Origin of the sequence: Wolbachia endosymbiont (group A) of Melitta haemorrhoidalis (assembly GCF_964273365.1) — a bacterium.
GTDB classification, from domain to species: domain Bacteria; phylum Pseudomonadota; class Alphaproteobacteria; order Rickettsiales; family Anaplasmataceae; genus Wolbachia; species Wolbachia pipientis.
Genome location: NZ_OZ187004.1, coordinates 1,252,320 through 1,272,276, shown reverse-complemented (window position 1 = coordinate 1,272,276; position 19,957 = coordinate 1,252,320). Strand labels below are relative to the sequence as shown.

The following is a 19,957-nucleotide window of genomic DNA, read 5'->3' as shown; positions in this document are numbered from 1 at the left end:
GAATAGGTGTGAACTTTGTTTTCTTTCAATATTTACTATTCTTTTTTGGATATGTGCTACTTTACTTCTCAAGGCAGAGTATACCAATTGCTCTACCACTGTTAATAGATACTGACCATATAAAATTAAGCTATTTTTTTGCCTGCTTTTCTTTTTTTTATGGAGTATCAAAATTCGTTAATGGAATAGTCATGGACTCCAAAAATAATCCATTATTTATGTTTGGGCTATGCAATATTGCAACTGGATTATTAACCATTGGTATAGCTTTATCATATAATAATCTAACTTTATTACTGTTAACATTAATATTATTAGCTTGGACACAAGGGTTAGGTTGGCCAGCTATTACCAAGTTTATGGTTACAAACTCTAGTATCTCTTCAATTGCATCATCATGGGGAGTTATGAGCGCATCTCAGCAACTTGGTTCTTGTATTACTTTAATTGTATTACCAAGTATAATCAAAATATATGATGCAAAAAGTGCATTTTTGTACTCTGGTCTCTTATGCTTACTTTTTGGAATTTATATAATATTAAAAGCATATTACGAAGAAAGTGCCAACTTTACTACCTATTATAAGGTGCAGAAATCTCAGATAGGTATCAAAGTGAAAAGTTCCATATGGTTTCTATGTTGTGCTACTTTTTGTGCTTATATTATAAAAATGGGAATCTTCTTTTGGTTTCCTATAATTTTAAAGGATAAATTACAAATTTCTCTTGTACAATCCTCACTAATAACAGGTGTATATGATTTAGGTGGAATCCTTGGAACTTTAATCACAGGAAGAATTAGTGATATGTATTTCTTTCAAAATAGAAGCTTGCTGGCATTACTTTACATGTTGGGTATAGCACTCACTTTTATTGCAATGAACTTTTGTCAAAACATAATTCTTATGAACCTTGGCGCAATCTTATCAGGATTTTTTATATTTGGAGTGCAAGTACTGACAGGTGTTATAGCTGTAGAAATTGCTCCACAAAATAATGTATGTGCAATTGTAAGCTTGACAGGATTATTTGGGTATATTGCAAGTTCAATATTTTCATGTGTGGTTTTAGGAGTACTTGTTAAGCACTTTGGTAACAGTATTATGTTTTCATTTTTTTCCATTTGCTCTGTTGTTGCACTCGTTTGCTTTTCCATACTATCAAGCAAAGGCCTTAAAAAACTAAGTAAAGCGGTGTAGAAAACATTTCTCAACAGTTAAGCTTTGTAGATAGATTTTTACCCAGGGAGTAAACGTTATAACCATATCCTAGTAACAATTCATTATCTAACAAGTTACGAAAGTCAAAGATATTAGGTGTAGCCATCACATCCTTTAAGATTAAAAAATCTTGATTTTTAAATTCCTTCCACTCCGTTAACAATAACAAGGCTTCTGCGCCCCTTGCAGCTTCTATAGCGTTATCCGCGTACTCTATATCCTTTAGAACTTGCCTAGCATTATTCATTCCCACTGGGTCATATGCAGTAATTTTAGCGTTGTTATTCACTAACAATTTTGCGACATCTATAGCTGGACTATTTCTTACATCATCAGTACCAGGTTTAAAAGTTAGCCCCCATATCGCTATTTTTTTATTTTGAGCTCCATTTAGAGCATATTCTACCTTTTTAGCGATGTTTGTTATATGATTATAGTTAGATTCCTTAACTGAATTTAAAATTTGTAGCTTGACATTATGATCTTCAGCAATCCTTATCAAAGCTGACAAATCTTTAGGAAAACAGGATCCTCCAAATCCTGGGCCAGCTTTTAGAAATTCCTTACCTATTCTATGGTCCATCCCCATGCCATTAGCTAAAAGGTCGATGTCTGCTTCTAACATCTCACATAAACCTGCCATTTCATTGATAAAAGCAATTTTTGTTGCTAGAAAGGCATTAGAAGCATATTTAATCATTTCAGCTGTAACTGTATCAGTGACTATTAACGGAATATTCCTATCTGTAAATGATCTATATATAGCTTCTAGTTTTACTCTAGCTCGCTTAGTTTTTACTCCTATTATTATTCTATCTGGATATAAAAAATCTGATACTGCAGAGCCTTGCTTGAGAAACTCCGGATTAACTCCCAAATCAAAGTTGTAGCCCTTATTAGATAAATAATTATATATATTTTTTGTAGCACCAGGAGGAATAGTTGATTTTATAACTATTAAGCAATCTTGATTAACTCTCTCAGAAACTTTACTTATTGAATTATATACATTCTTTAAATCCGCATTTCCTAAGGAGTCTGATGGAGTATCTACAGTTACAAACACTACTTCTGTGTTGGGATTTATTTGAGAATACGAATCGAAGAATCTTATCCTTTGTAACTTTATATTATTCTCTAAATAGTCTGCTAATCCAGGCTCATATATAGGAATTTTTCCTAATTTCAATAACTCAATCTTCTTAGTATTTATGTCAATGCAATCAACGTTATGACCCTGCTCTGATAACATTGCACAAGATACTAAACCTACATACCCTATTCCTATAATGGTTATATACATCTTGTCATCACCTTAAAAATATCCTAATGTAGCTCAACTGCTTAAACATTTAAAAAGAACATCATTAACAATTAGAGTCATAAATTTTTACTCTAGCGTTGCATACATTATTTTTCTTAATTACTTTACTTTCTGAATAAACTATAAACAAAGTCGATGGTATTAATATTAAAATACCATACAAAGCACTTTTATCAGGCAACTCATTAAACATAACATATGTTACTATTGCAGAAATTATTAGCTCTATGTATCTATATGGTGCAAGTGCAGTAGCATCTGCAAGAGTAAAAGCTTTTAATGTGAAGAACAGAATTAGATTTGAATTAATTCCCAAAATCAGTAGTAATACTAATTCTAACAAGGAAGGCAAATGCCAATAAAACAGCAAAGGCACAGTGGAAAAAATAGTTGTTGTTAGAGCTGAATAAAATAACATACTTATTACGGACTCTTTTATTGCGAGTTTCTTATTAAGTATGTCTAATATAGCAAAGATTAATGTAGATACAATAAAAATAAGAATTTTAGGATTAAAGTCTTCACTATAAGCTTTGGTAGTAATAGCAATACCAACAAAGCCAATAACAGTTACTGACCATCTTTGCCAAATTATATTTTCATTTAGTAAAGGGATTGCAAGAAGTATAACAAATAATGGTATAGAAAAACTTATAATTGTTGCAGTTACTATGGGAAAAATAGCTAACCCATAGGTCCACAAGGTTATTCCAACAAATAACAATACTCCTCTAGTTATCTGAATAGATATTTGACTTGTTTTAAAAGCTTCTCTTCCATAGTAAAGCATAAAAGGTACAAGGGTAATAGTGCTAAATAAAAAGCGGAAAAAGATTACTTCAAAACTTTGGAGATGTAAACTTAGATATTTTGATATAGTATCATTAGCTACACTACTAAATAAACTAAGTATAAACCAGATAACTCCAAGTAAATAAGCTCTTAGTCTGTAATCCACAAAACTCCTAATTTAATATACAAACTTCCATGATGTGCTCATATAACTTCGCTGCAAAAAAGGTTGATAGCATACAGGCTCTCTTCTACTTACTGTTCTAACCATATTCACAAATTTTTGCTAAAAGTAGCATTAGAAGTATTATACAAGATATGTCTTTAATTGCATAATTTTAATAGATTTAGAATAGAGATTATCTGAGCAGGGAGTTACTGACTGATTTTTTTGTAATATAAGATAAGAATGATAGACATTCAATCACAACTAAAAGTAGCATTAGCTGAGATGGATAATATAACACCAAAAAACATCAAGTGCTTACAGCAAGAGGCAAATGCGATGATAGAGGACCACCAGGAAGTAATAGATAGATTCTGCAATATTGAACTATAAACGATGCCAAGCAAACTAAAGAAATAAAGCAAAGAAAGGTTTAAAAAACATAGTTTCGCCCAAAAAACATACTAAGGGGCAAGAAGCTAAAATTTCAAACGATAAGCCAAAACCGCTACATTCCATAGAGCAACCTCTAAAGTTGATGGCACTAGAGCAGAAGACCTCTAAAGTAGAAAATGTCAAAAAAGGAATAAAAGAAAAAATAAAAAGCTTAAAAACGAAGAAAGCAAAACCTGTAGAGAAAAAGGGTAGCATATTCAAAAAAGGCTTCAAAAAGCTAAAAGGAAAAGTAAAAAAATTAAACCCCATAAAGGTTAAGAAAAATAAGATAATCGGGAGCAAGAAGTTAGCATTTTTACTGACCGCTGGTACAATTGTGGCAATTTTACCAACATTCAGTTTAGCTCCTCTTCCAGCATTAGCCATAACTTCTGCATGTGTTTTCAGTATCAACTTCATCGCAGTCAAAACATTGAAGAAAGTTATCAAACAACGCAAATTAGCAGCAGAATCTAAAGAAGAGTCAACTCTAGCTGAACCAAACAAGCCGGAAGAAGAAATTCAAGATGTATCAGTCGAATCAATAAAAGAAGAATCCAAGCAAGTTTCCAAAGAATAGATTTCTATGTTAATATATTTGCTTAAATATCTTTCTATTTCTATTTAAATATTATATATTTAATAAAAAACACTAGCAAAGCGGGAATTTTATTCGTAAAATAACCCAAAAGTGAGTGCAAGAGTTAATAATTTAAAAACATTTATCGCTGCATACTCTAATACAAACACATTTTTTGTGGGGTTGTTATGACAATCGAAAAAATTTTACAAAAGGCTGCAAAGGAAATTTATCACCTCAGACATCCTAGTATTCTTTCTTTATTAGTTCGTGCAGCCTTCAAAGAGATTATCAATAGTAGATTTGGTACTAAAATTTTACATTTCTCTGCAAAACGCGATCTTTACAACTTATTTCTATTCCTTGTGGAATATGATGCTAACGTTGATGCCGTAAATAAAAAGGGCAATACAGTATTACACGTTGCCTCTCAATATGAATCCACAGCAATAGCAGAGGTTGCTGTAGTTATGAGCAAAAATGTTAATGCTCAGAATATCGATGGCGACACTCCTTTGCATTATTCAATAAAGTATAAGCACCTTGATGTTATGCAAAAGTTGTTACAATGCGGTGCAGATATCAATTGCCAGAATCGTCTCGGTGAATCTCCTCTTCACATGGCTGTAAAATATGCTGACACAGTAACGTTGGGATTGCTGATCAAAGGGGACGCTTTTCTTGAAATTAAAAATATAGAAGGAAGTACCCCTCTTCACCTTGCAGTTTCATTGAATAAAAAAGATCATGTGGAGCTTTTATTGCAAAATAGAGCAGATATTAACGCAATCGGAAGAGATAGTTGTACTCCTCTGCATCTTGCTGTTATGAAAGGCAATAAAGAAATTGTCGAGTTATTATTAGATAGGAAGGCAAACGCTCATCTGAAATGTTTTTATAACTCTGAAGAAGGTTATACAGCACTGGAAAACGCTGTAGCAAATCGAAACAAAAAAATTGTAGCATTGTTTCTGCTTCATGGAATCATTTTAGAGTAGAGAAGATGTCCTACGAGCAAATCGTTATATACGGTATAATATTAATTATTGCTATTAAAATATTTCTCTTTTTCAGAAGAATATACAAAAATCTCGTCAGAAAGGCTCCATTGAGAGAGAGTGAAAAGAAAACAGAATATAACTTTGACGACATCCAGGTTTATAAAGAGAATCCGGAAATAGTTGCTATTGCAAAACCAGTGGGTAAATGGACAAAGATGGCTATACTCAATAATGAATTGATGCAGCGTTTGGCACGATTGATACAGGAAGAAGGCGATCAGAAGGGATATTGGGAGCTATTTGTGAAAGCTCAGTCTTCAACCCAGGGTAAGTATAAGGGAAGAGGGCGGTAGCTCCGTTTGTAGGAAGCTGCGAAAAAACGGGAGTGTTAAATAAACCATACGCGTCAAGTTAAGAGATTGTGAGCAAATTTAGAGAGGTTAAAGTGGATACTCTAGCCCTTCTACGTTTGTCTTTTAATGAAAATCGCGACCAAGTTATAGTGAGTTTTTTAAGAAATGCTTTTAAACTATTAATTTTGGTTAATACTAAAAATAACTCTCTAACCCGCCTTTTTAGCTCAATAAATGCCTTTGTTAAGCTAAGTTCTGTATTCTTTTTCACTTCTGTGCAACCAACTATGCCGTGAAATATAAGAATTGCGCACAATTTAGCATATAGTTCACATAATACTCTGCATGGCTTTCCTTTTAGCTTATCAAGCCTGATATGGCTTTTATACAATTTAAATAATAACTCAATTTGCCACCTTACTCTGTAAATCGTTAATACTTGCTCAGCACTAATTTTATTTTCTGGAACATTAGTTATAAATATTGACCAGTTCAACAATTTTTGATTTCTTTTAGAGGATCTGCGATCTTGCTAATCTATTAGCTTTCCTTCTTCTGGCCATAGACTGTTCTTCAGTTAGTTTCTGACATATAATTCTTACTCTAATTTTTGCTTCTTTTCCTAACAATACCTCGTTTTCTAAAAATAACTTATCCTCTAAACATTCTAATAACTCCATTTTTTGATTTGTTTCTACATCATATACGTTGGTATCGGATTTATAACGACTTATGAAATAAGCTCCTATTTCATTGATTTGTTTAAAAGAACTTGGCACAAAATAACCGAGATCAGATATTAGCAAATCATTGCTTGATATATTACTTAAATGTTTCCTATATCCCTGGTCTGATCTTATTCCCTCCGTTAAATTAAGTTGGTCTATTATCTGATTCATGTAATCGAAAACTAATTGTAACTTTATTCCAGACTTAGTATTGCTTTCATAGCCACTGTAGCTAGTACCATAACCTTTATACATCTCTTCCATACTGTTAGGTAGAGTAATATAGCTACTGTCCAATAATTTAACACTATTAAATTGCTGTAAGATTTTGCAATCAACTTGCAAGATATTTTTAAAGAGAATCACAGATTCATTATACATCCTTTTCATAAATTCCACTGCTTCTTCAGTAAATCTAAAATCCAAACCTTGTTTTGTTATATCTATCGAGTCCTCGTTTAGTAATTGACACATTGTTTCTACGCTACAATTATCAACTCCTATATTACCCAAGACCATGGCTTTTACGAATGATGAACCTTTTAGCTTTCTCTTTCTTTTTATAAACCTTGTTGTAATTGAGATTTTCTCTGCTTTTTCATTAAAAAATTCTTTGAGCTTTTTTGATAAGCAAGTTATTTTATTCATTGGTTCTCTCACTAAAAGTATATCTGGGAGAACTTATACCTTATTATTCTATCTCTTTCATACCTTTATTTCCTTAACTTGACGCGTATGGTTAAATAAACTGTGTCAAACCGAAAAAAAGTAATAAATTGATATAAAAAAATGGAGGTTTGACATGAGTCAAAAAATAGTAAACAGAACTACCGGATTGGTAGATTATAAAGAATTAGAAACAAATATCTTGTCGTCTATACGAGAAGGTAGACCATTGACAGGGAGGGATGGTGCGCTAACACCATTGATAAAAAAGCTGCTAGAAGCAAGTCTAGAAGGTGAAATAGAAAACCACTTGTTGGCTAAAAGTGAAGAGAATAACCGAAGAAATGGGAGAAATGCAAAGACTTTACGTACAAGCGCAGGGTCATTTGAGCTTTTGACGCCAAGAGATAGAGAAGGAAGTTTCGAACCACAAATAGTCAAAAAAAGGCAAACAAGCCTGCATCCCGAACTTGAAGCAAAGGTATTAAGCACATATGCCAGTGGCATGGGATACAGAGACATAGCATCACATGTTGAGGAAATGTATGATCACAAAATATCGGTGGCAGAGATATCGAGTATTACTGACAAATTACTGCCTGTAATCAATGAATGGCGTAGTCGCCCGCTGCAGTCCGTGTATCCAATAGTGTTTATGGATGGAATGTTTTTTAAAGTCAAAGAGGATGGGCATTGTGTAAGTAAATGTATGTATAATATATTAGGTATAGATCAAAATGGTAGAAAAGAAGTATTGGGCTTTTATTTAGCTGAAAGCGAAGGAGCTAACTTCTGGTTGGGAGTACTAAATGATCTAAAAGAAAGAGGAGTAGAAGATATTTTGATTGCTTGTGTCGATGGCCTAAGAAGCTTTCCTATAGCTATAAATAGTGTGTTTCCTAATGCGGAAGTACAGCTATGTATAGTGCATCAAATAAGGAATTCACTGAAATATGTATCGAGCAAAGATGTGAAAGTTTTCATGAGTGATTTGAAAAAAATATATCGTGCTTCAAGCAGAGAAGTTGCCGAGAATTATTTGCTTGAATTGGAGGAAAAATGGGGAGAAAAGTATCCTTTAGTTGTAAAATCCTGGCAGAACAATTGGGAAAATTTATCTGGTTATTTCAAGTATTCTAGCCCAGTTAGGAAGCTAATTTATACTACCAATCCTATTGAGGGGCTACATAGGCAGATCAGAAAATTCACCAAAACCAAAGGCTCATTTACCAGCACAAATGCCTTGTACAAACAGGTATATTGTGCTATAAAAAAGGTAGAGCAAAAATGGGTTATGACCCTACCTAATTGGGCATTAACTATTTCTCAACTTGATATTTTCTTTCCCAACAGACTGAAAATTGAGTTGAACTAAAAATGCGGTTTGACACAGTTTATTTAACACTCCCTATGTCAGTTCCAACATGTCGTCTAATTTCTTTATCGGTTGCAAAGAGATCTTGAACCAAAGATTTATTTTGAGATAAGTCATATGCTGTTTTGCCTTTTTTATTCTTTATAAATAGCTGTGCACAATCACAACAGGTATATTTTCCAGCATTATAGCCTTGTGCAAAGGTGTGTCTGCTGCATTCATTAACCACTTTCTACCAATGACTTTATTTTTTCCAAATCTTTGCTTGAAACAGCTTGGAGGCTCACAAAATTGGCTATAGATACACCTTTTATAGCTCTTATTATTTTCTGTAGTTTTTCCACTCTTAGCTCCTAAATATTAAAGCTATGCGTAAAAAAAATATTATATATAAATATCTATAAAGGTATATCTTTTTATCTTAGGTTTTCCTCGCTGATTTTTACTATCTCAGACACAAATGTGCACAATGAATCCTTTAATCTTTGATCACCAATTTTTTGATATTCTTGCATTATACTCAATATCTTGTTTTCTCCTTGACCATCCTCATCTTCACAATAGATTTCCTCTTTTGATGTAGGTAGTAGAACTCCATAATGTAATGATAATCCTCCTGCTATTTTAGGTACTGTTTTGAACGATATGTCCCCTTCCTCATATCTTCGTATTTGTGAATTTGTTAATCCGGTCCTATCTGCTAACTCTGTCTGTGGATAACCTCTTGCAAACCGCCAATCTTTTGCCTTATGCGCCATTTGGTAACTTATAGGTCTTATCTCTGTTGTAACCTTTCTAATTTGAATCCCCTCTGACACACATCTGGTTAATGCGCACACCGCATCACGAACTTTTTGGTCCTTAATTCTTTTTAGGTTTTGCACTAAATCAAAAGCCTTCTTGTCTTCACTGTTAATACAATTTATTGGCTTCGGGAAGAAATATTCAACATCACGCGGTAATTTTTTTGCCATCTTCTCGAGCGTTTCAGGTAGAATGCTGTGTATCCCTCGCTCATACTTTCCTATTAGTGACTTTGCTACACCAGTTTTTTCTGCGAAATCCGCTTGAGAGCAATTTAGCTCTAGCCTAACATCTTTTATCTTTTGAATTATATGGTAACATAAAGAATCAGGATCTATCTTCTTTTCAGTACTCATGTTTTCACTCAATTGCAGTACAAACATATATATACCATTTTATAAAATTTTATTAAAGTTCCTTACAGAGAAAGCAACTCAGTCAGCATTTTTTTAGCATCCTACATAAAATTCTATTAATATTAAATACTTTTATATTTCTATTTAAATATTATCTTTTTAATAAAAAACACTAGTAAAGCGGGAATTTTATTCGCAAAATAACCTAAAAGTGAGTGCAAGAGTTAATAATTGATTTACAATTGTCGCTATATACTGAAACAGTGGTTGAGGTAAATTATTATGAGTGAAAATGCATTACAAGAAGAAATAAAACGCTACAATGAGTTGTACTATCGGGAAAATATATCAGAAATAACCGATGCAGAGTACGATGAACTGGTAAAAAAAGTAGATATTCAAACCATTGGTACTGCGCCTGACGATAGGTTTTCCAAGGTACAGCATATTGTGCCTATGCTCTCGTTAAACAAAGTTTACAGCCAAGAAGACATTGAAGAATTTATTGCTAAGTCCAGAGAACTCCTAAATACAGATGAGCTGAAGATAATGTGCGAGCTGAAAATTGATGGCTTAAGTTTCACTGCAATTTATGAAAATGGCTTACTCGTTAAAGCTGCAACGCGCGGTGATGGTAATTTAGGCGAAGATGTTACTGATAACATAAAAACCATAAAGGATTTTCCTCAAGCTTTACCTGGTATAAAGGGTAGATTAGAGGTGAGAGGGGAAGCATACATAAGTAATGACGACTTTTTAAAATTAAATAAGGATAATCAATTTTCAAATCCACGCAACACAGCGTCAGGTTCATTAAGGCAATTGGACCCAGAAGTTACCGCTAGGAGACCGCTGAAATATTTTGCTTATTCTTTGATTGGCGGTACAGAAAAGACTCAATTTGAAGTATTAAATAGACTGAAAGAACTTGGCTTTTGTGTTAATGAATATAAATTTTTAGCAAACAATGTAGGCGAAATGTTGGAGTTCTATGATCGAATCTATAGTAATCGTCATAATTTAGGCTATGATATCGATGGCGTAGTCTACAAGGTTAATGATTTGAAATTACATGATAGATTAGGAAATACTAACAAGGCACCACGTGGATCTACAGCACACAAACTTCCTGCAGCTCAAGGAAAAACCAAGATAAAGAAGATATCAGTACAAGTAGGCAGAACCGGTGTGCTGACACCAATTGCAGAATTAGTTCCGATAAATATAGGAGGGGTTCTCATTACTAGGGCAAATCTGTATAATAAAGATGAAATTAAGCGCAAAGACATAAGGGAAGGTGATATCGTAGTAGTAGAACGAGCTGGAGATGTTATTTCCCGCATTGTAGAAGTGGATAAAAAGTCTCGTTCTCGGAATACACCAAAGTTTATATTTCCTGATACTTGCCCGGAATGCGGAAGTGCAGTAGATATATTTGAAGATGAAGCTACAGCTAGATGTTCCGAAGAAAACGGTTGCCCAGCACAGCGAATAGGAAAGTTAAAACATTTTGTGGAAGTCCTTGACATTAAAGGTTTTGGCGGTAAACAAGTGGAGTTCTTTTATGACCTTGGTTTGATAAGGAAAATATCTGACATTTTTGCTCTCGAAGAAAAACTAAAAAATTTTAACTTAAGCGAGCTAAATGGATGGGGAAAAAAAGCAATATCTAATTTACTCAAATCCATTAACAGCAGAAGAGTTGTGAGTTTGGATAAATTTATATGTTCTCTAGGGATTCAATACGTCGGACCACACGTAGCAAAATTACTAGCAAAACATTATGGCTCATATGAAAATTGGTATTCTGCTGATGAAGAAGAATTAATGAGCATAATAGGCGTAGGAGAAAAGATTATAGATTCATTAATATCTTTCTTCTCTGAAAAGGATAATGTTGAAATGGTAAAGAATCTCGCCTCTCAACTAAAGATTGAGCCTGTAAGTGCTAATGTTAGTAATTCCCCTTTTAGCGGTAAAACGGTAGTTTTCACTGGAACCCTCTTGACAATGGAAAGAAAGGAAGCGCAAGTAGAGGCAGAATCTTTAGGAGGAATTGTGAATTCAAGTGTATCAAATAAAACGGACTTCTTGGTTGTCGGCGAAAAACCTGGGTCAAAGCTCGAAAAGGCTAAAAAGCTGGGTATTAAAATTTTAACCGAGGAGGAATTTGTAACCTTTCTCCAAAAGTCTATATGAAGTTTCTGCTATAGATGCCTATTTGGGGTTTCAAGTTCCTCTGCAGTCAAGCTAGTTATTTGAGAAATATCATCAATAGAAACACCTAGTATAAGTTGTATTAAATAAGACTTGACCTGACACTTTAAAAAAGTAAGTTAAAAATAATAAAAATAAAGGAGTGTTAGATATGAGTACAATACAGACAAAAATATTAAAACCAAAGCTAGGATTATTAGAACTAGCAAAACAACTAGGAAATGTGTCTCAAGCATGCAAAGTGATGGGATACTCAAGAGATACATTTTATCGCTTTAAGGAGTTATATGAAAATGGAGGAGAGGAAGCATTACATGAAATAAGTAAGAAAAAACCGCTATTAGCAAACAGAGTTTCCGACGATATAGAAAGAGCAGTGATTAGTATAGCAACAGAATTTCCAGCATATGGGCAAGAAAGAGCTGCAAATGAACTGAGAAAAAGAGGTATAATAATTTCTCAGGGAGGAGTAAGGTCTGTATGGCTAAGAAATGACCTTGAAACTCTCAAAAAGAGACTTAAAGCACTAGAGACAAAAGTAGCTCAAGACGGAATCATTTTAACTGAAGAACAACTTGCAGCTTTAGAAAAAGTGAAAGAACAAAGGGAAGCTCATGGTGAAATTGAGACGCAACATCCAGGTTATTTGGGTTCTCAAGATACCTATTATGTGGGCAATATCAAAGGTATAGGGCGCATTTATCAGCAAACTTTTGTTGATACTTATTCCAGAGTTGCAATGGTTAAACTTTACACGGACAGAACAGCTATTACAGCTGCAGATCTTCTCAACGATAGAGTTATTCCATTTTTTGATGAGCAGAAAATTCCATTATTACGCATTTTAACTGATAGGGGTACGGAGTATTGTGGCAAGCCCGAAAATCACGCTTATCAGCTTTATTTGGGCATAGAAAACATCGATCATTCTAGAACTAAAGCCAACTCTCCACAGACTAATGGCATATGTGAAAGGTTTCATAGAACCATGCAAGATGAGTGTTACAATATCATCTTTAGAAAGAAAATCTACAGTTCTTTGGAAGATCTACAGATTGATGTTGATCATTGGTTGCGTTCTTATAATGAGACAAGACCTCACTCGGGTAAATATTGCTATGGCAAAACGCCTATGCAAACTTTTCTTGATAGCAAATATATTGCTTTTCAGAAAAATATTAGTAGCATTACACAAGAGCCTGATATTAGTTTTGACTACCTCAATTCTTCTGTCAGTTAATTCTTGTCTGTCAGATCAAATCTTGTCTTTTACAATTATTCGCAACCTTGATTGACTCTACTTTATCAATCTTTTCTTTGTAAATTTGCCTTCTTTGGGATAAAAATTCTACCCATGTATCCAGTTCATCTCGTGATTCTTGATTGCTAATTTTTTTAGACTCTCTCACCCAACTTAATAGTTCTTTTTCTCCTTCACCATCTTCGTCTTCACAGCAGTCTTCTTCCGTTGATTTAAGCACCAGATCCTTAGCATCCACTGACAATTTTCTCGCTATTTCCCATAACCTTTCACCGAACATGGTGCTCCCTTGTTCATAGTAATGTACCTGTGGACCTCCTACACCAAGCTCTTTTGCTAATTCCTCTTGCGTACACCCTTGTATTATTCTCCACTTTTTCATCTCTTGTCTTTTGCTTCGACGCTTAGAACCTTTTTCCTCTTCATTATCATATTCATCAGTTGATAAGCCTGTTGCTCGGTAGATTATATCAGTAGCAAATCCTGCCTCCAGCATATTCTCCGCCATTCTTACTCTTGCTGCTTTTACATCACTTTCCTCTTCAGCTCGAATAGATTTGGTTAATGCATAAATCGCTTTACGTGATTCTCGCCCCCTTGTTTTTGTGTATTTTCCTATGAAATCGTACATCCATTGGATCTTACTTTTATCAAAACAACTGTTTTCTTTGAGTACTTTTTGTCTAGGAAGTAGATCACTCAAACTAACTGATAATGCATCTGCTATAACTTGTAATTCTTCATCTGGAATGCCACATATCCCTTGTTCATATCTTCGCAGCGTATGATAGTTTATACCTGTTTTGTCTGCTAGATCTTTTAGGGTATATCCTCGCTTTAGCCTCCAGCTTCTTATTTTTTGCGCTATTTTGTATCTTATGGAGATAGTAGTAGTATGCTTTGCCATGCCGCAGCGGTTTCATAGAAATAAACATATATATCCTGTTAATAGGCTTTTTGCTATAACCTACTTTACTAAAAGATTAAATTTAGCTTAAGCGCTTTTATTTGTTGGAAGAGCTTGCAATTTTGTGGCTGCAGATAAAGAAGGGAAGCAAAACCTCCCTCCCTTATTGTTTAACGTTGCTTAAAGGTTTCTTTACTACCTCCACATGTCCTATCCACCCACAAAGACAATGCTTCACTTGAGCAATTATTACTAACTGCCTTTATTTCTTCTGTAACCTTCTCTTTACTCCATCTGCCATCCCTAACAAAACTTCCTTTTTCTACCGCTTCTTTGACCGTCATTCCCCCAAAAAGGCAACCTTTTCCTATTACTTCACCTCCTTTTTGTAGTTCAGACCACATTTCTGTATCTGCTACTCTGACCTGTACTTGATGGTCATTTTCTGCATTATGGTATACTTCAATTCTTAAGCCACCAATGCTTGTGGGAAATGTTATCTCAAAAGCACTATTGTCAGATATATCGGTGTAATTTCTTTCACCTCCTTTTCCACTTCTGACTTCAACTTCACTATTACCCATTTTTATAATATCACCTCCTAATTTTACCTCCCCTGTGGTTAGACCTAAATTTTTTGTACCTTCTAATACTCTTGCAACATTTACTTTGCTATTCTCAGAAAATTTCATAAAAAATGTTTTGTTATCTATTCCGACATCTTCTACGATCCCTTCATTTTCAATAGCACTTTCACCGACTTCTCTCAGTTCTTTAAGCCATTTATCTATCTGTGGACGAACCTCTTGATACAGCTTGTTATGAACTTCACTTATTCGCTTATCCTGCAATAGATCGTAACTGAACATTGCTCCACTTAGCATCAATTCACATATTATATCTTCCTTCTCATTTTCTTTGCATGGGATCGAAAGCATTTTCAATATTACTGCATCAGCAAAACTCGTCTGTCCTTCACTATATGCGTTTATCCTGATTCCAGCATGTAGTGCTTGATCTACAACTTTGTTCAGTTCACTTACACTTTTTACCTTTACCACTGCATTTTTAAACCATATCAATTCTGCATTTTCAATTGCACTCGGCTCTATCTTGTTTAAAGCTGGAATAAATGGATTTGAACTTTGACGATTTGAAGATTTTGTGTTATAAAATTCACGTCCTTCTCCAAAGTTGATTACGAGATCTCTAGGGGAAGGCACACTTTCAGGCTTCTGAGTCTTCTTATCGCCTGCAAAGACAGGCCACCAGTTACTAGTACGATCCATGGCATCAAATATTTCCGGTAATCTGCTAAGATCGTTCTTATTACCTGTTTCGTTTGTAAAGTTAGACCTCTGGTTTTTCTTGCCAGTACGCCTTATACCTTCAATAGCACTAGATAGTCCATTTGGTAACTTTTTAGAATCAATGATTAATTCATAAGTATTTCCATCTATATCATCAAATGATACTGTTTTTTTAGTAGTCATATAAGCCTCCTATATTAAGCATATTATCTAAGTCTATAGCGCAATTTATTGCTTTACTATTAGAGGTTGTCCGGAAACAAGTAAAAGGCTATAATATCTGAAATTTTAGTACGGGGTAAAGATGAGAAAAAAGTATCCAACAGATCTAAGCGAAAGGGAATGGGCAAGAATAGAAAAACACTTCAGAGTATCATACAAGAAAGGAGGAAGGCCGCCAAAGTATAGCAAAAAAGAAATATTAGAAGCAATTTTCTATGTATTGCGTACAGGGTGTCAATGGCGGTATTTACCAAATGATTTTCCGCTATGGAAGACTGTGTATGAGCAGTTCAGGCAATGGAAGAAGCAGGGAATTTTTGAGAAAATGAATTATGAAATTACAAAATATAGTAGAAGAAAAATAGGAAGGAATGAGCAGCCGAGTGCCTGTATAGTAGATAGTCAATCTGTAAAGACTACAGAAAAGGGGGGATCAAAGGCTATGATGGAAGTAAAAAAGTAAAGGGTAGAAAAAGGCATATAATTACAGACACTCAGGGTTTTATACTAGGTTGTTACGTAGGCGCTGCTAACGAAAATGATAGAGATGGTATTAAAATAGCATTAAACAATATGAGAACAAAATATACTAAAGTTAAAAAAATGTGGGCTGACATGGGATACCAAGGAAGAAATTTAAAGAATCACATAAAGGAAGAATATGACATAGATATTGAAATTGTTAAAAGGCCTCCATGTAGATTTTGGGTGCACAAAGATACGCCACCTGAGCTACTACCAACAAGAGAACAAGGGTTTAAAGTACAGCCAAGAAGATGGGTTGTAGAAAGGACTTTTGCTTGGGTTAATAGGAATAGAAGGCTATCGAAGGAGTATGATTTACTCACAACATCCACTGAGAATTTCATATACCTAGCTATGAGTAGGGTTATGTTAAAGAGGGAATATGCTTGAATTTACTAGTTTCCGGACAACCTCTTATAGCATTTCTCATAATAGTCCGAATAGGTCATAGGAAGGCAGAATCAACAGCACGACGAAAGGATTCGAATAGAGGAATGTTTTTCCTGGCTCTGTTTTTTATAGCAAACCAATGATGCTCAATTTTGTTAAAATCTGGAGAATAAGGCGGCAGATACAAAATTTCTGCACCGACTCCTTTAGCGAGCTTGATAAGCTTATCAGACTTATGAAAAGTAGCATTATCAAGAATGACAGTTTGTCCAGGTTCTAAGATCGGTGCCAAAAATTGCTCAAACCATCCATTAAAAATATCCATATTACAGTGGCCTTCAAATGTTAATGGAGCAACTATCTTTCTTCTACTTAAGGCTGCAACCATGCTGATTCGTTGAGTTTTTTTTCCAGATTTTAGGGCATAAAATCGCTGTCCTTTCTGGCAATACCCATATGGATAGTCCTCCGTGTTATCAATCCCAGACTCATCTATATACACTAAGTTTTCTGGTTCTTTTGTTGCTATAATTTTTAAGAATTCAGCACGTTTTTCTTCGTTCCTTTCCTTGTATCCATATGTCTTTTTTTGCGCGTAAATCCAATTTTTCTGAGAGCTCGGTGGATCGTTTGGATACTAACGTTGCCCCAAAGTTTAGCCATTTCCGACAGAGTTTTTCTACCGTGTTTTTTAGCAAATTCGATAAACTTATTCCAGTCGATAATTTTCTGATTGTAACCTCCATTACCGAGTTTTTTTGACTGAAAGTCGCCTGTTTCTTTTTTTCTTTGCTGCCACTCCCACAAAGTAGTTCGTCCAATTTTAAATCTTGCTGCCACTGCTTCTCTGCTTTCCCCTTCGTCTAGTGCTTCCATTGCTTTTTTTCTTAAATCATAACTATATGCTGCCGGCATCCAACCTCCTTATCGCCATCTATCCTTATCTTATCATATCCGGACTTCTGTGGAAAGAGCTATAACTTAATATACAAATTATAGAAAGATCTTGTACAGTTTGCAACTATTTATAATAAAAGAACAGATCTATTCAGGCTTTTATTCCTTTATTATAACTTAATATACAAGTTATACAAAGATCTTGTATGCTTCGCAACTCTTGTGATGTCTTTTTCCAAATCTCAGCTATAGAAATATGCTTTCCTTAAATCACTTTGCCACTTGATTTTTATATTCATATTTCGTATTGTTTGCCACTAGTAGTGGTAGCCAAACTTCCCAAACCTGAAAAATTTGGCATCCATCTTTATAACAGCTCTCTTTCCTTAAAGCTGCAATATCCTTTGTCTGTCACAATAATGTGATCCTCTAGCTCAATTCCCACACCTTGACACGCTGACACTAATTCTCTAGTCATAACTTTATCATCTTCTGACGGCTCTAAACTCCCTCCTGGATGGTTGTGAGCTAATATTATCGATGCTGCCTCCATTGATAATGCCTTTTTTACCACTTTCCTTTCAGATAGGTGCACCTCATCTATTGTACCAAAATACACTTCGTCTCTTATCAAACGGTACTGTGTATCCAAATATATTATCTGGACAGCTTCTTTTGCTGAAAAGCCTATACTTACCCTTACATATTCTATGAGCTTTTCTTGGCTATCCATTACCGGTCCTCTTTTTAACCCTTCTCTTAGTGCCCTCTTGTAAGCTTCTTTAACACATTCAATTGCTGCGGCTGCATGTTCGGTCATTCCGTCTATCATTTTCAGGTCATCGATTTCTCGGCCTAAAATTTCTCCTATTCCTGGGCAATTGTCCATTAGATTTTTAGTAACATCTTGAGCTTGGGCCCTGTCATGAACTGCTCCTAGAAGTACTGCCACTATTTCACGATCAAATAGAGCACTTCCTCCTCCGCTTTGTAGTACTCTCTCAATTTCTTCTATAAGTTTTTCACTATTATTCTTGTTATTCATAAAATATACCCTTCGTTAATAATAAATTGTTTTTAAATGTTTACTGCTATTTTTTTAGCAGTATTGGCACAAAGCCATCTATTTTGGCGGGAGTCAAGTCAATTTTTTCGATTTTTTTTTGTTTATTTTTTTATGAAAATACAAAAGATATTAATAGATGTTTATTCCCTTAAGCGATAGATCCGTGTTTAAAAAAAATAAGTATCGTTTAAGGCTAGCTATGTTGCAATTTCCTCTGCAGGTAAGCCAGTTATTGAAGAAATAGCATCAACAGAAACACCTAGTATAAGTAGATTATTTGCTACTTTGATTCCCTCTACTTTATCAATCTTTTCTTTATAAATTTGCCTTCTTTGCGATAAAAATTCTACCCATATATCCAGTTCATCTCTTGATTCTTGATTGTTAATTTTTCTAGACTCTCTTGCCCAACTTAATAGCTCTTTTTCTCCCTCACCATCCTTGTCTTCACAGCAGTTTTCTTCCGTTGATTTAAGCGCCAGATCTTCAGCATTCACTGATAATTTTCTTGCTATTTCCCATAACCTTTCACCGAACATGGTGCTCCCTTGTTCATAGTAATGTATCTGTGGACCTCCTACACCGAGTTCTTTCGCTAATTCCTCTTGCGTATATCCTTGTATTATTCTCCACTTTTTCATCTCTTGTCTTTTGCTTCGACGCTTAGAACCTTTTTCCTCTTTATTATCATATTCATCTGTTGATAAGCCTGTTGCTCGGTAGATTATATCAGTAGCAAATCCTTCCTCCAGCATATTCTCCGCCATTCTTATTCTTGCTGATTTTATAGCACTTTCCTCCTCAGCTCGAATAGATTGGGTTAATGCACAAATTGCCTTGCGTAATTCTCGACCTCTTGTTTTTGTGTATTTTTCTACGAAATTGTACATCCATTGTTTATCAAAACAACGATTTTCTTTGAGTACTTTTTGTCTAGGAAGTAGATCACTCAAACTAACTGACAATGCATTTGCTATAACTTGTAATTCTTCATCTGGAATGCCACATATCCCTTGTTCATATCTTCGCAGCGTATGATAGTTTATACCTGTTTCGTCTGCTAGATCTTTTAGGGTATATTTTCTTTTTAACCTCCAGCTTCTTATTTTTTGCGCTATTTTGTATCTTACAGGGGCTACCATTAATGTTACTACTCTTTTTTACATAAACAAACTAACTCTCAGATGCCTGTTGAAAACTAGTATATTCAATGCTCACGCTATGACAAGTATTGTAGAATTGAATGGAGGGCTTATGATGGTTTTTAGAGTGTATCTTCGATGTCTCCTATAGCTCCAAATTCATAGCATCCATTTCCTGGGCTTTAAAGGCGCTTTACAGAAGGGTTGATAAAAGATGTAT

19 protein-coding genes and 1 pseudogene are annotated in these 19,957 nt (G+C 34.6%); 9 read left to right on the top strand and 11 right to left on the bottom strand.

Annotation, left to right across the window (positions count from 1 at the left end):
* The first annotated feature begins 8 nt into the window (after positions 1-8).
* Complete coding sequence (locus ACICPZ_RS06480) at positions 9-1,199, top strand: MFS transporter (RefSeq protein WP_264373972.1); 1,191 nt, start codon at positions 9-11, stop codon at positions 1,197-1,199.
* 10 nt (positions 1,200-1,209) lie between these two features.
* On the opposite strand, the gene ACICPZ_RS06475 is transcribed toward ACICPZ_RS06480, so the two are convergent.
* Together ACICPZ_RS06475 and ACICPZ_RS06470 are read right to left on the bottom strand one after the other, a co-directional pair.
* Positions 1,210-2,523 (bottom strand): UDP-glucose dehydrogenase family protein, encoded by a 1,314-nt coding sequence (locus ACICPZ_RS06475; protein WP_264373971.1) that lies wholly within the window; start codon positions 2,521-2,523, stop codon positions 1,210-1,212.
* A 64-nt stretch (positions 2,524-2,587) separates the two neighbouring features.
* The gene (locus ACICPZ_RS06470) at positions 2,588-3,502 is read right to left on the bottom strand and encodes a DMT family transporter (protein WP_264374127.1); all 915 of its coding nucleotides are present in this window, start codon (positions 3,500-3,502) and stop codon (positions 2,588-2,590) included.
* Between the two features lie 243 nt (positions 3,503-3,745).
* Here ACICPZ_RS06470 and ACICPZ_RS06465 point away from each other — a divergent pair, with 243 nt between their 5' ends.
* The 4 genes from ACICPZ_RS06465 (at position 3,746) to ACICPZ_RS06450 (ending at position 5,871) form a co-directional block, all read left to right on the top strand.
* Complete coding sequence (locus ACICPZ_RS06465) at positions 3,746-3,895, top strand: hypothetical protein (RefSeq protein ID WP_405197731.1); 150 nt, start codon at positions 3,746-3,748, stop codon at positions 3,893-3,895.
* A 145-nt stretch (positions 3,896-4,040) separates the two neighbouring features.
* The gene (locus ACICPZ_RS06460) at positions 4,041-4,517 is read left to right on the top strand and encodes a hypothetical protein (RefSeq protein WP_264373970.1); all 477 of its coding nucleotides are present in this window, start codon (positions 4,041-4,043) and stop codon (positions 4,515-4,517) included.
* A 188-nt stretch (positions 4,518-4,705) separates the two neighbouring features.
* Positions 4,706-5,515, top strand: coding sequence for an ankyrin repeat domain-containing protein (locus ACICPZ_RS06455; RefSeq protein WP_264374128.1), 810 nt, complete (start codon positions 4,706-4,708; stop codon positions 5,513-5,515).
* Positions 5,516-5,520: 5 nt separating this feature from the next.
* The gene (locus tag ACICPZ_RS06450; protein WP_264373967.1) at positions 5,521-5,871 is read left to right on the top strand and encodes a hypothetical protein; all 351 of its coding nucleotides are present in this window, start codon (positions 5,521-5,523) and stop codon (positions 5,869-5,871) included.
* A 58-nt stretch (positions 5,872-5,929) separates the two neighbouring features.
* On the opposite strand, the pseudogene ACICPZ_RS06445 reads toward ACICPZ_RS06450, so the two are convergent.
* Positions 5,930-7,247 (bottom strand): annotated as a pseudogene (locus ACICPZ_RS06445) (IS4 family transposase).
* A 154-nt stretch (positions 7,248-7,401) separates the two neighbouring features.
* Between ACICPZ_RS06445 and ACICPZ_RS06440 the strand changes: the two are divergent.
* On the top strand, positions 7,402-8,640 hold the full coding sequence (locus ACICPZ_RS06440; RefSeq protein WP_264373966.1) for an IS256 family transposase: 1,239 nt from the start codon (positions 7,402-7,404) through the stop codon (positions 8,638-8,640).
* Positions 8,641-8,659: 19 nt separating this feature from the next.
* Here the strand turns inward: ACICPZ_RS06440 and ACICPZ_RS06435 are convergent, their stop codons facing one another.
* The 3 genes from ACICPZ_RS06435 to ACICPZ_RS06425 form a co-directional block, all read right to left on the bottom strand.
* On the bottom strand, positions 8,660-8,869 hold the full coding sequence (locus ACICPZ_RS06435) for a hypothetical protein (RefSeq protein WP_264373942.1): 210 nt from the start codon (positions 8,867-8,869) through the stop codon (positions 8,660-8,662).
* A complete protein-coding gene (locus tag ACICPZ_RS06430; protein ID WP_264373941.1) occupies positions 8,862-8,984 on the bottom strand; it encodes a hypothetical protein in 123 nt (40 codons plus the stop codon). Before ACICPZ_RS06430 ends, ACICPZ_RS06435 begins: the two co-directional genes overlap by 8 nt.
* A 72-nt stretch (positions 8,985-9,056) precedes the next feature.
* The gene (locus tag ACICPZ_RS06425; RefSeq protein ID WP_264373940.1) at positions 9,057-9,800 is read right to left on the bottom strand and encodes a helix-turn-helix transcriptional regulator; all 744 of its coding nucleotides are present in this window, start codon (positions 9,798-9,800) and stop codon (positions 9,057-9,059) included.
* A gap of 282 nt (positions 9,801-10,082) precedes the next feature.
* On the opposite strand from ACICPZ_RS06425, the gene ligA reads away from it, so the two are divergent.
* Both ligA and ACICPZ_RS06415 read left to right on the top strand, forming a co-directional pair.
* On the top strand, positions 10,083-11,999 hold the full coding sequence (ligA, locus tag ACICPZ_RS06420; protein ID WP_264373939.1) for an NAD-dependent DNA ligase LigA: 1,917 nt from the start codon (positions 10,083-10,085) through the stop codon (positions 11,997-11,999).
* Between the two features lie 169 nt (positions 12,000-12,168).
* Entirely contained in the window at positions 12,169-13,257 is a 1,089-nt protein-coding gene (locus ACICPZ_RS06415; protein WP_264373697.1) for an IS481-like element ISWpi2 family transposase, read from the top strand.
* Between the two features lie 10 nt (positions 13,258-13,267).
* Here ACICPZ_RS06415 and ACICPZ_RS06410 read toward each other — a convergent pair whose 3' ends face one another.
* Positions 13,268-14,185 carry a helix-turn-helix transcriptional regulator gene (locus ACICPZ_RS06410; protein WP_264374249.1) on the bottom strand — a complete coding sequence of 306 codons (918 nt, stop codon included), beginning with the start codon at positions 14,183-14,185 and terminating at the stop codon, positions 13,268-13,270.
* 170 nt (positions 14,186-14,355) lie between these two features.
* Positions 14,356-15,678, bottom strand: coding sequence for a hypothetical protein (locus ACICPZ_RS06405; RefSeq protein WP_213863266.1), 1,323 nt, complete (start codon positions 15,676-15,678; stop codon positions 14,356-14,358).
* A gap of 121 nt (positions 15,679-15,799) precedes the next feature.
* Between ACICPZ_RS06405 and ACICPZ_RS06400 the strand changes: the two genes are divergently transcribed.
* Positions 15,800-16,632, top strand: a protein-coding gene (locus tag ACICPZ_RS06400) for an IS5-like element ISWpi1 family transposase (protein WP_209472412.1) whose coding sequence is annotated in 2 segments (ribosomal slippage) — positions 15,800-16,169 and positions 16,169-16,632 — 834 coding nt in all. Because the reading frame shifts where the segments join, the coding sequence is not laid out codon by codon here.
* Between the two features lie 55 nt (positions 16,633-16,687).
* Here ACICPZ_RS06400 and ACICPZ_RS06395 read toward each other — a convergent pair.
* From ACICPZ_RS06395 to ACICPZ_RS06385, 3 genes are all read right to left on the bottom strand, one after another.
* A protein-coding gene (locus ACICPZ_RS06395; protein WP_156518142.1) for an IS630 family transposase occupies positions 16,688-17,547 on the bottom strand; the annotation gives its coding sequence in 2 pieces (ribosomal slippage) (positions 16,688-17,223 and positions 17,223-17,547; 861 coding nt in all).
* A 349-nt stretch (positions 17,548-17,896) separates the two neighbouring features.
* On the bottom strand, positions 17,897-18,574 hold the full coding sequence (locus ACICPZ_RS06390) for a RadC family protein (protein ID WP_213862848.1): 678 nt from the start codon (positions 18,572-18,574) through the stop codon (positions 17,897-17,899).
* A gap of 218 nt (positions 18,575-18,792) precedes the next feature.
* Positions 18,793-19,737: a helix-turn-helix domain-containing protein gene (locus ACICPZ_RS06385; protein WP_264373965.1), complete on the bottom strand. Its 945-nt coding sequence runs from the start codon at positions 19,735-19,737 to the stop codon at positions 18,793-18,795.
* Positions 19,738-19,957: the final 220 nt, after the last annotated feature.

Coding starts and splice junctions, on each gene's coding strand:
- ACICPZ_RS06455 (WP_264374128.1), top strand. CDS start 4,706: ATGACAATCGAAAAAATTTTACAAAAGGCTGCAAAGGAAATTTATCAC.
- ACICPZ_RS06440 (WP_264373966.1), top strand. CDS start 7,402: ATGAGTCAAAAAATAGTAAACAGAACTACCGGATTGGTAGATTATAAA.
- ACICPZ_RS06405 (WP_213863266.1), bottom strand. CDS start 15,678: ATGACTACTAAAAAAACAGTATCATTTGATGATATAGATGGAAATACT.
- ACICPZ_RS06425 (WP_264373940.1), bottom strand. CDS start 9,800: ATGAGTACTGAAAAGAAGATAGATCCTGATTCTTTATGTTACCATATA.
- ACICPZ_RS06390 (WP_213862848.1), bottom strand. CDS start 18,574: ATGAATAACAAGAATAATAGTGAAAAACTTATAGAAGAAATTGAGAGA.
- ACICPZ_RS06475 (WP_264373971.1), bottom strand. CDS start 2,523: ATGTATATAACCATTATAGGAATAGGGTATGTAGGTTTAGTATCTTGT.
- ACICPZ_RS06410 (WP_264374249.1), bottom strand. CDS start 14,185: ATGGCAAAGCATACTACTACTATCTCCATAAGATACAAAATAGCGCAA.
- ACICPZ_RS06465 (WP_405197731.1), top strand. CDS start 3,746: ATGATAGACATTCAATCACAACTAAAAGTAGCATTAGCTGAGATGGAT.
- ACICPZ_RS06415 (WP_264373697.1), top strand. CDS start 12,169: ATGAGTACAATACAGACAAAAATATTAAAACCAAAGCTAGGATTATTA.
- ACICPZ_RS06450 (WP_264373967.1), top strand. CDS start 5,521: ATGTCCTACGAGCAAATCGTTATATACGGTATAATATTAATTATTGCT.
- ligA (WP_264373939.1), top strand. CDS start 10,083: ATGAGTGAAAATGCATTACAAGAAGAAATAAAACGCTACAATGAGTTG.
- ACICPZ_RS06460 (WP_264373970.1), top strand. CDS start 4,041: ATGGCACTAGAGCAGAAGACCTCTAAAGTAGAAAATGTCAAAAAAGGA.
- ACICPZ_RS06385 (WP_264373965.1), bottom strand. CDS start 19,737: ATGGTAGCCCCTGTAAGATACAAAATAGCGCAAAAAATAAGAAGCTGG.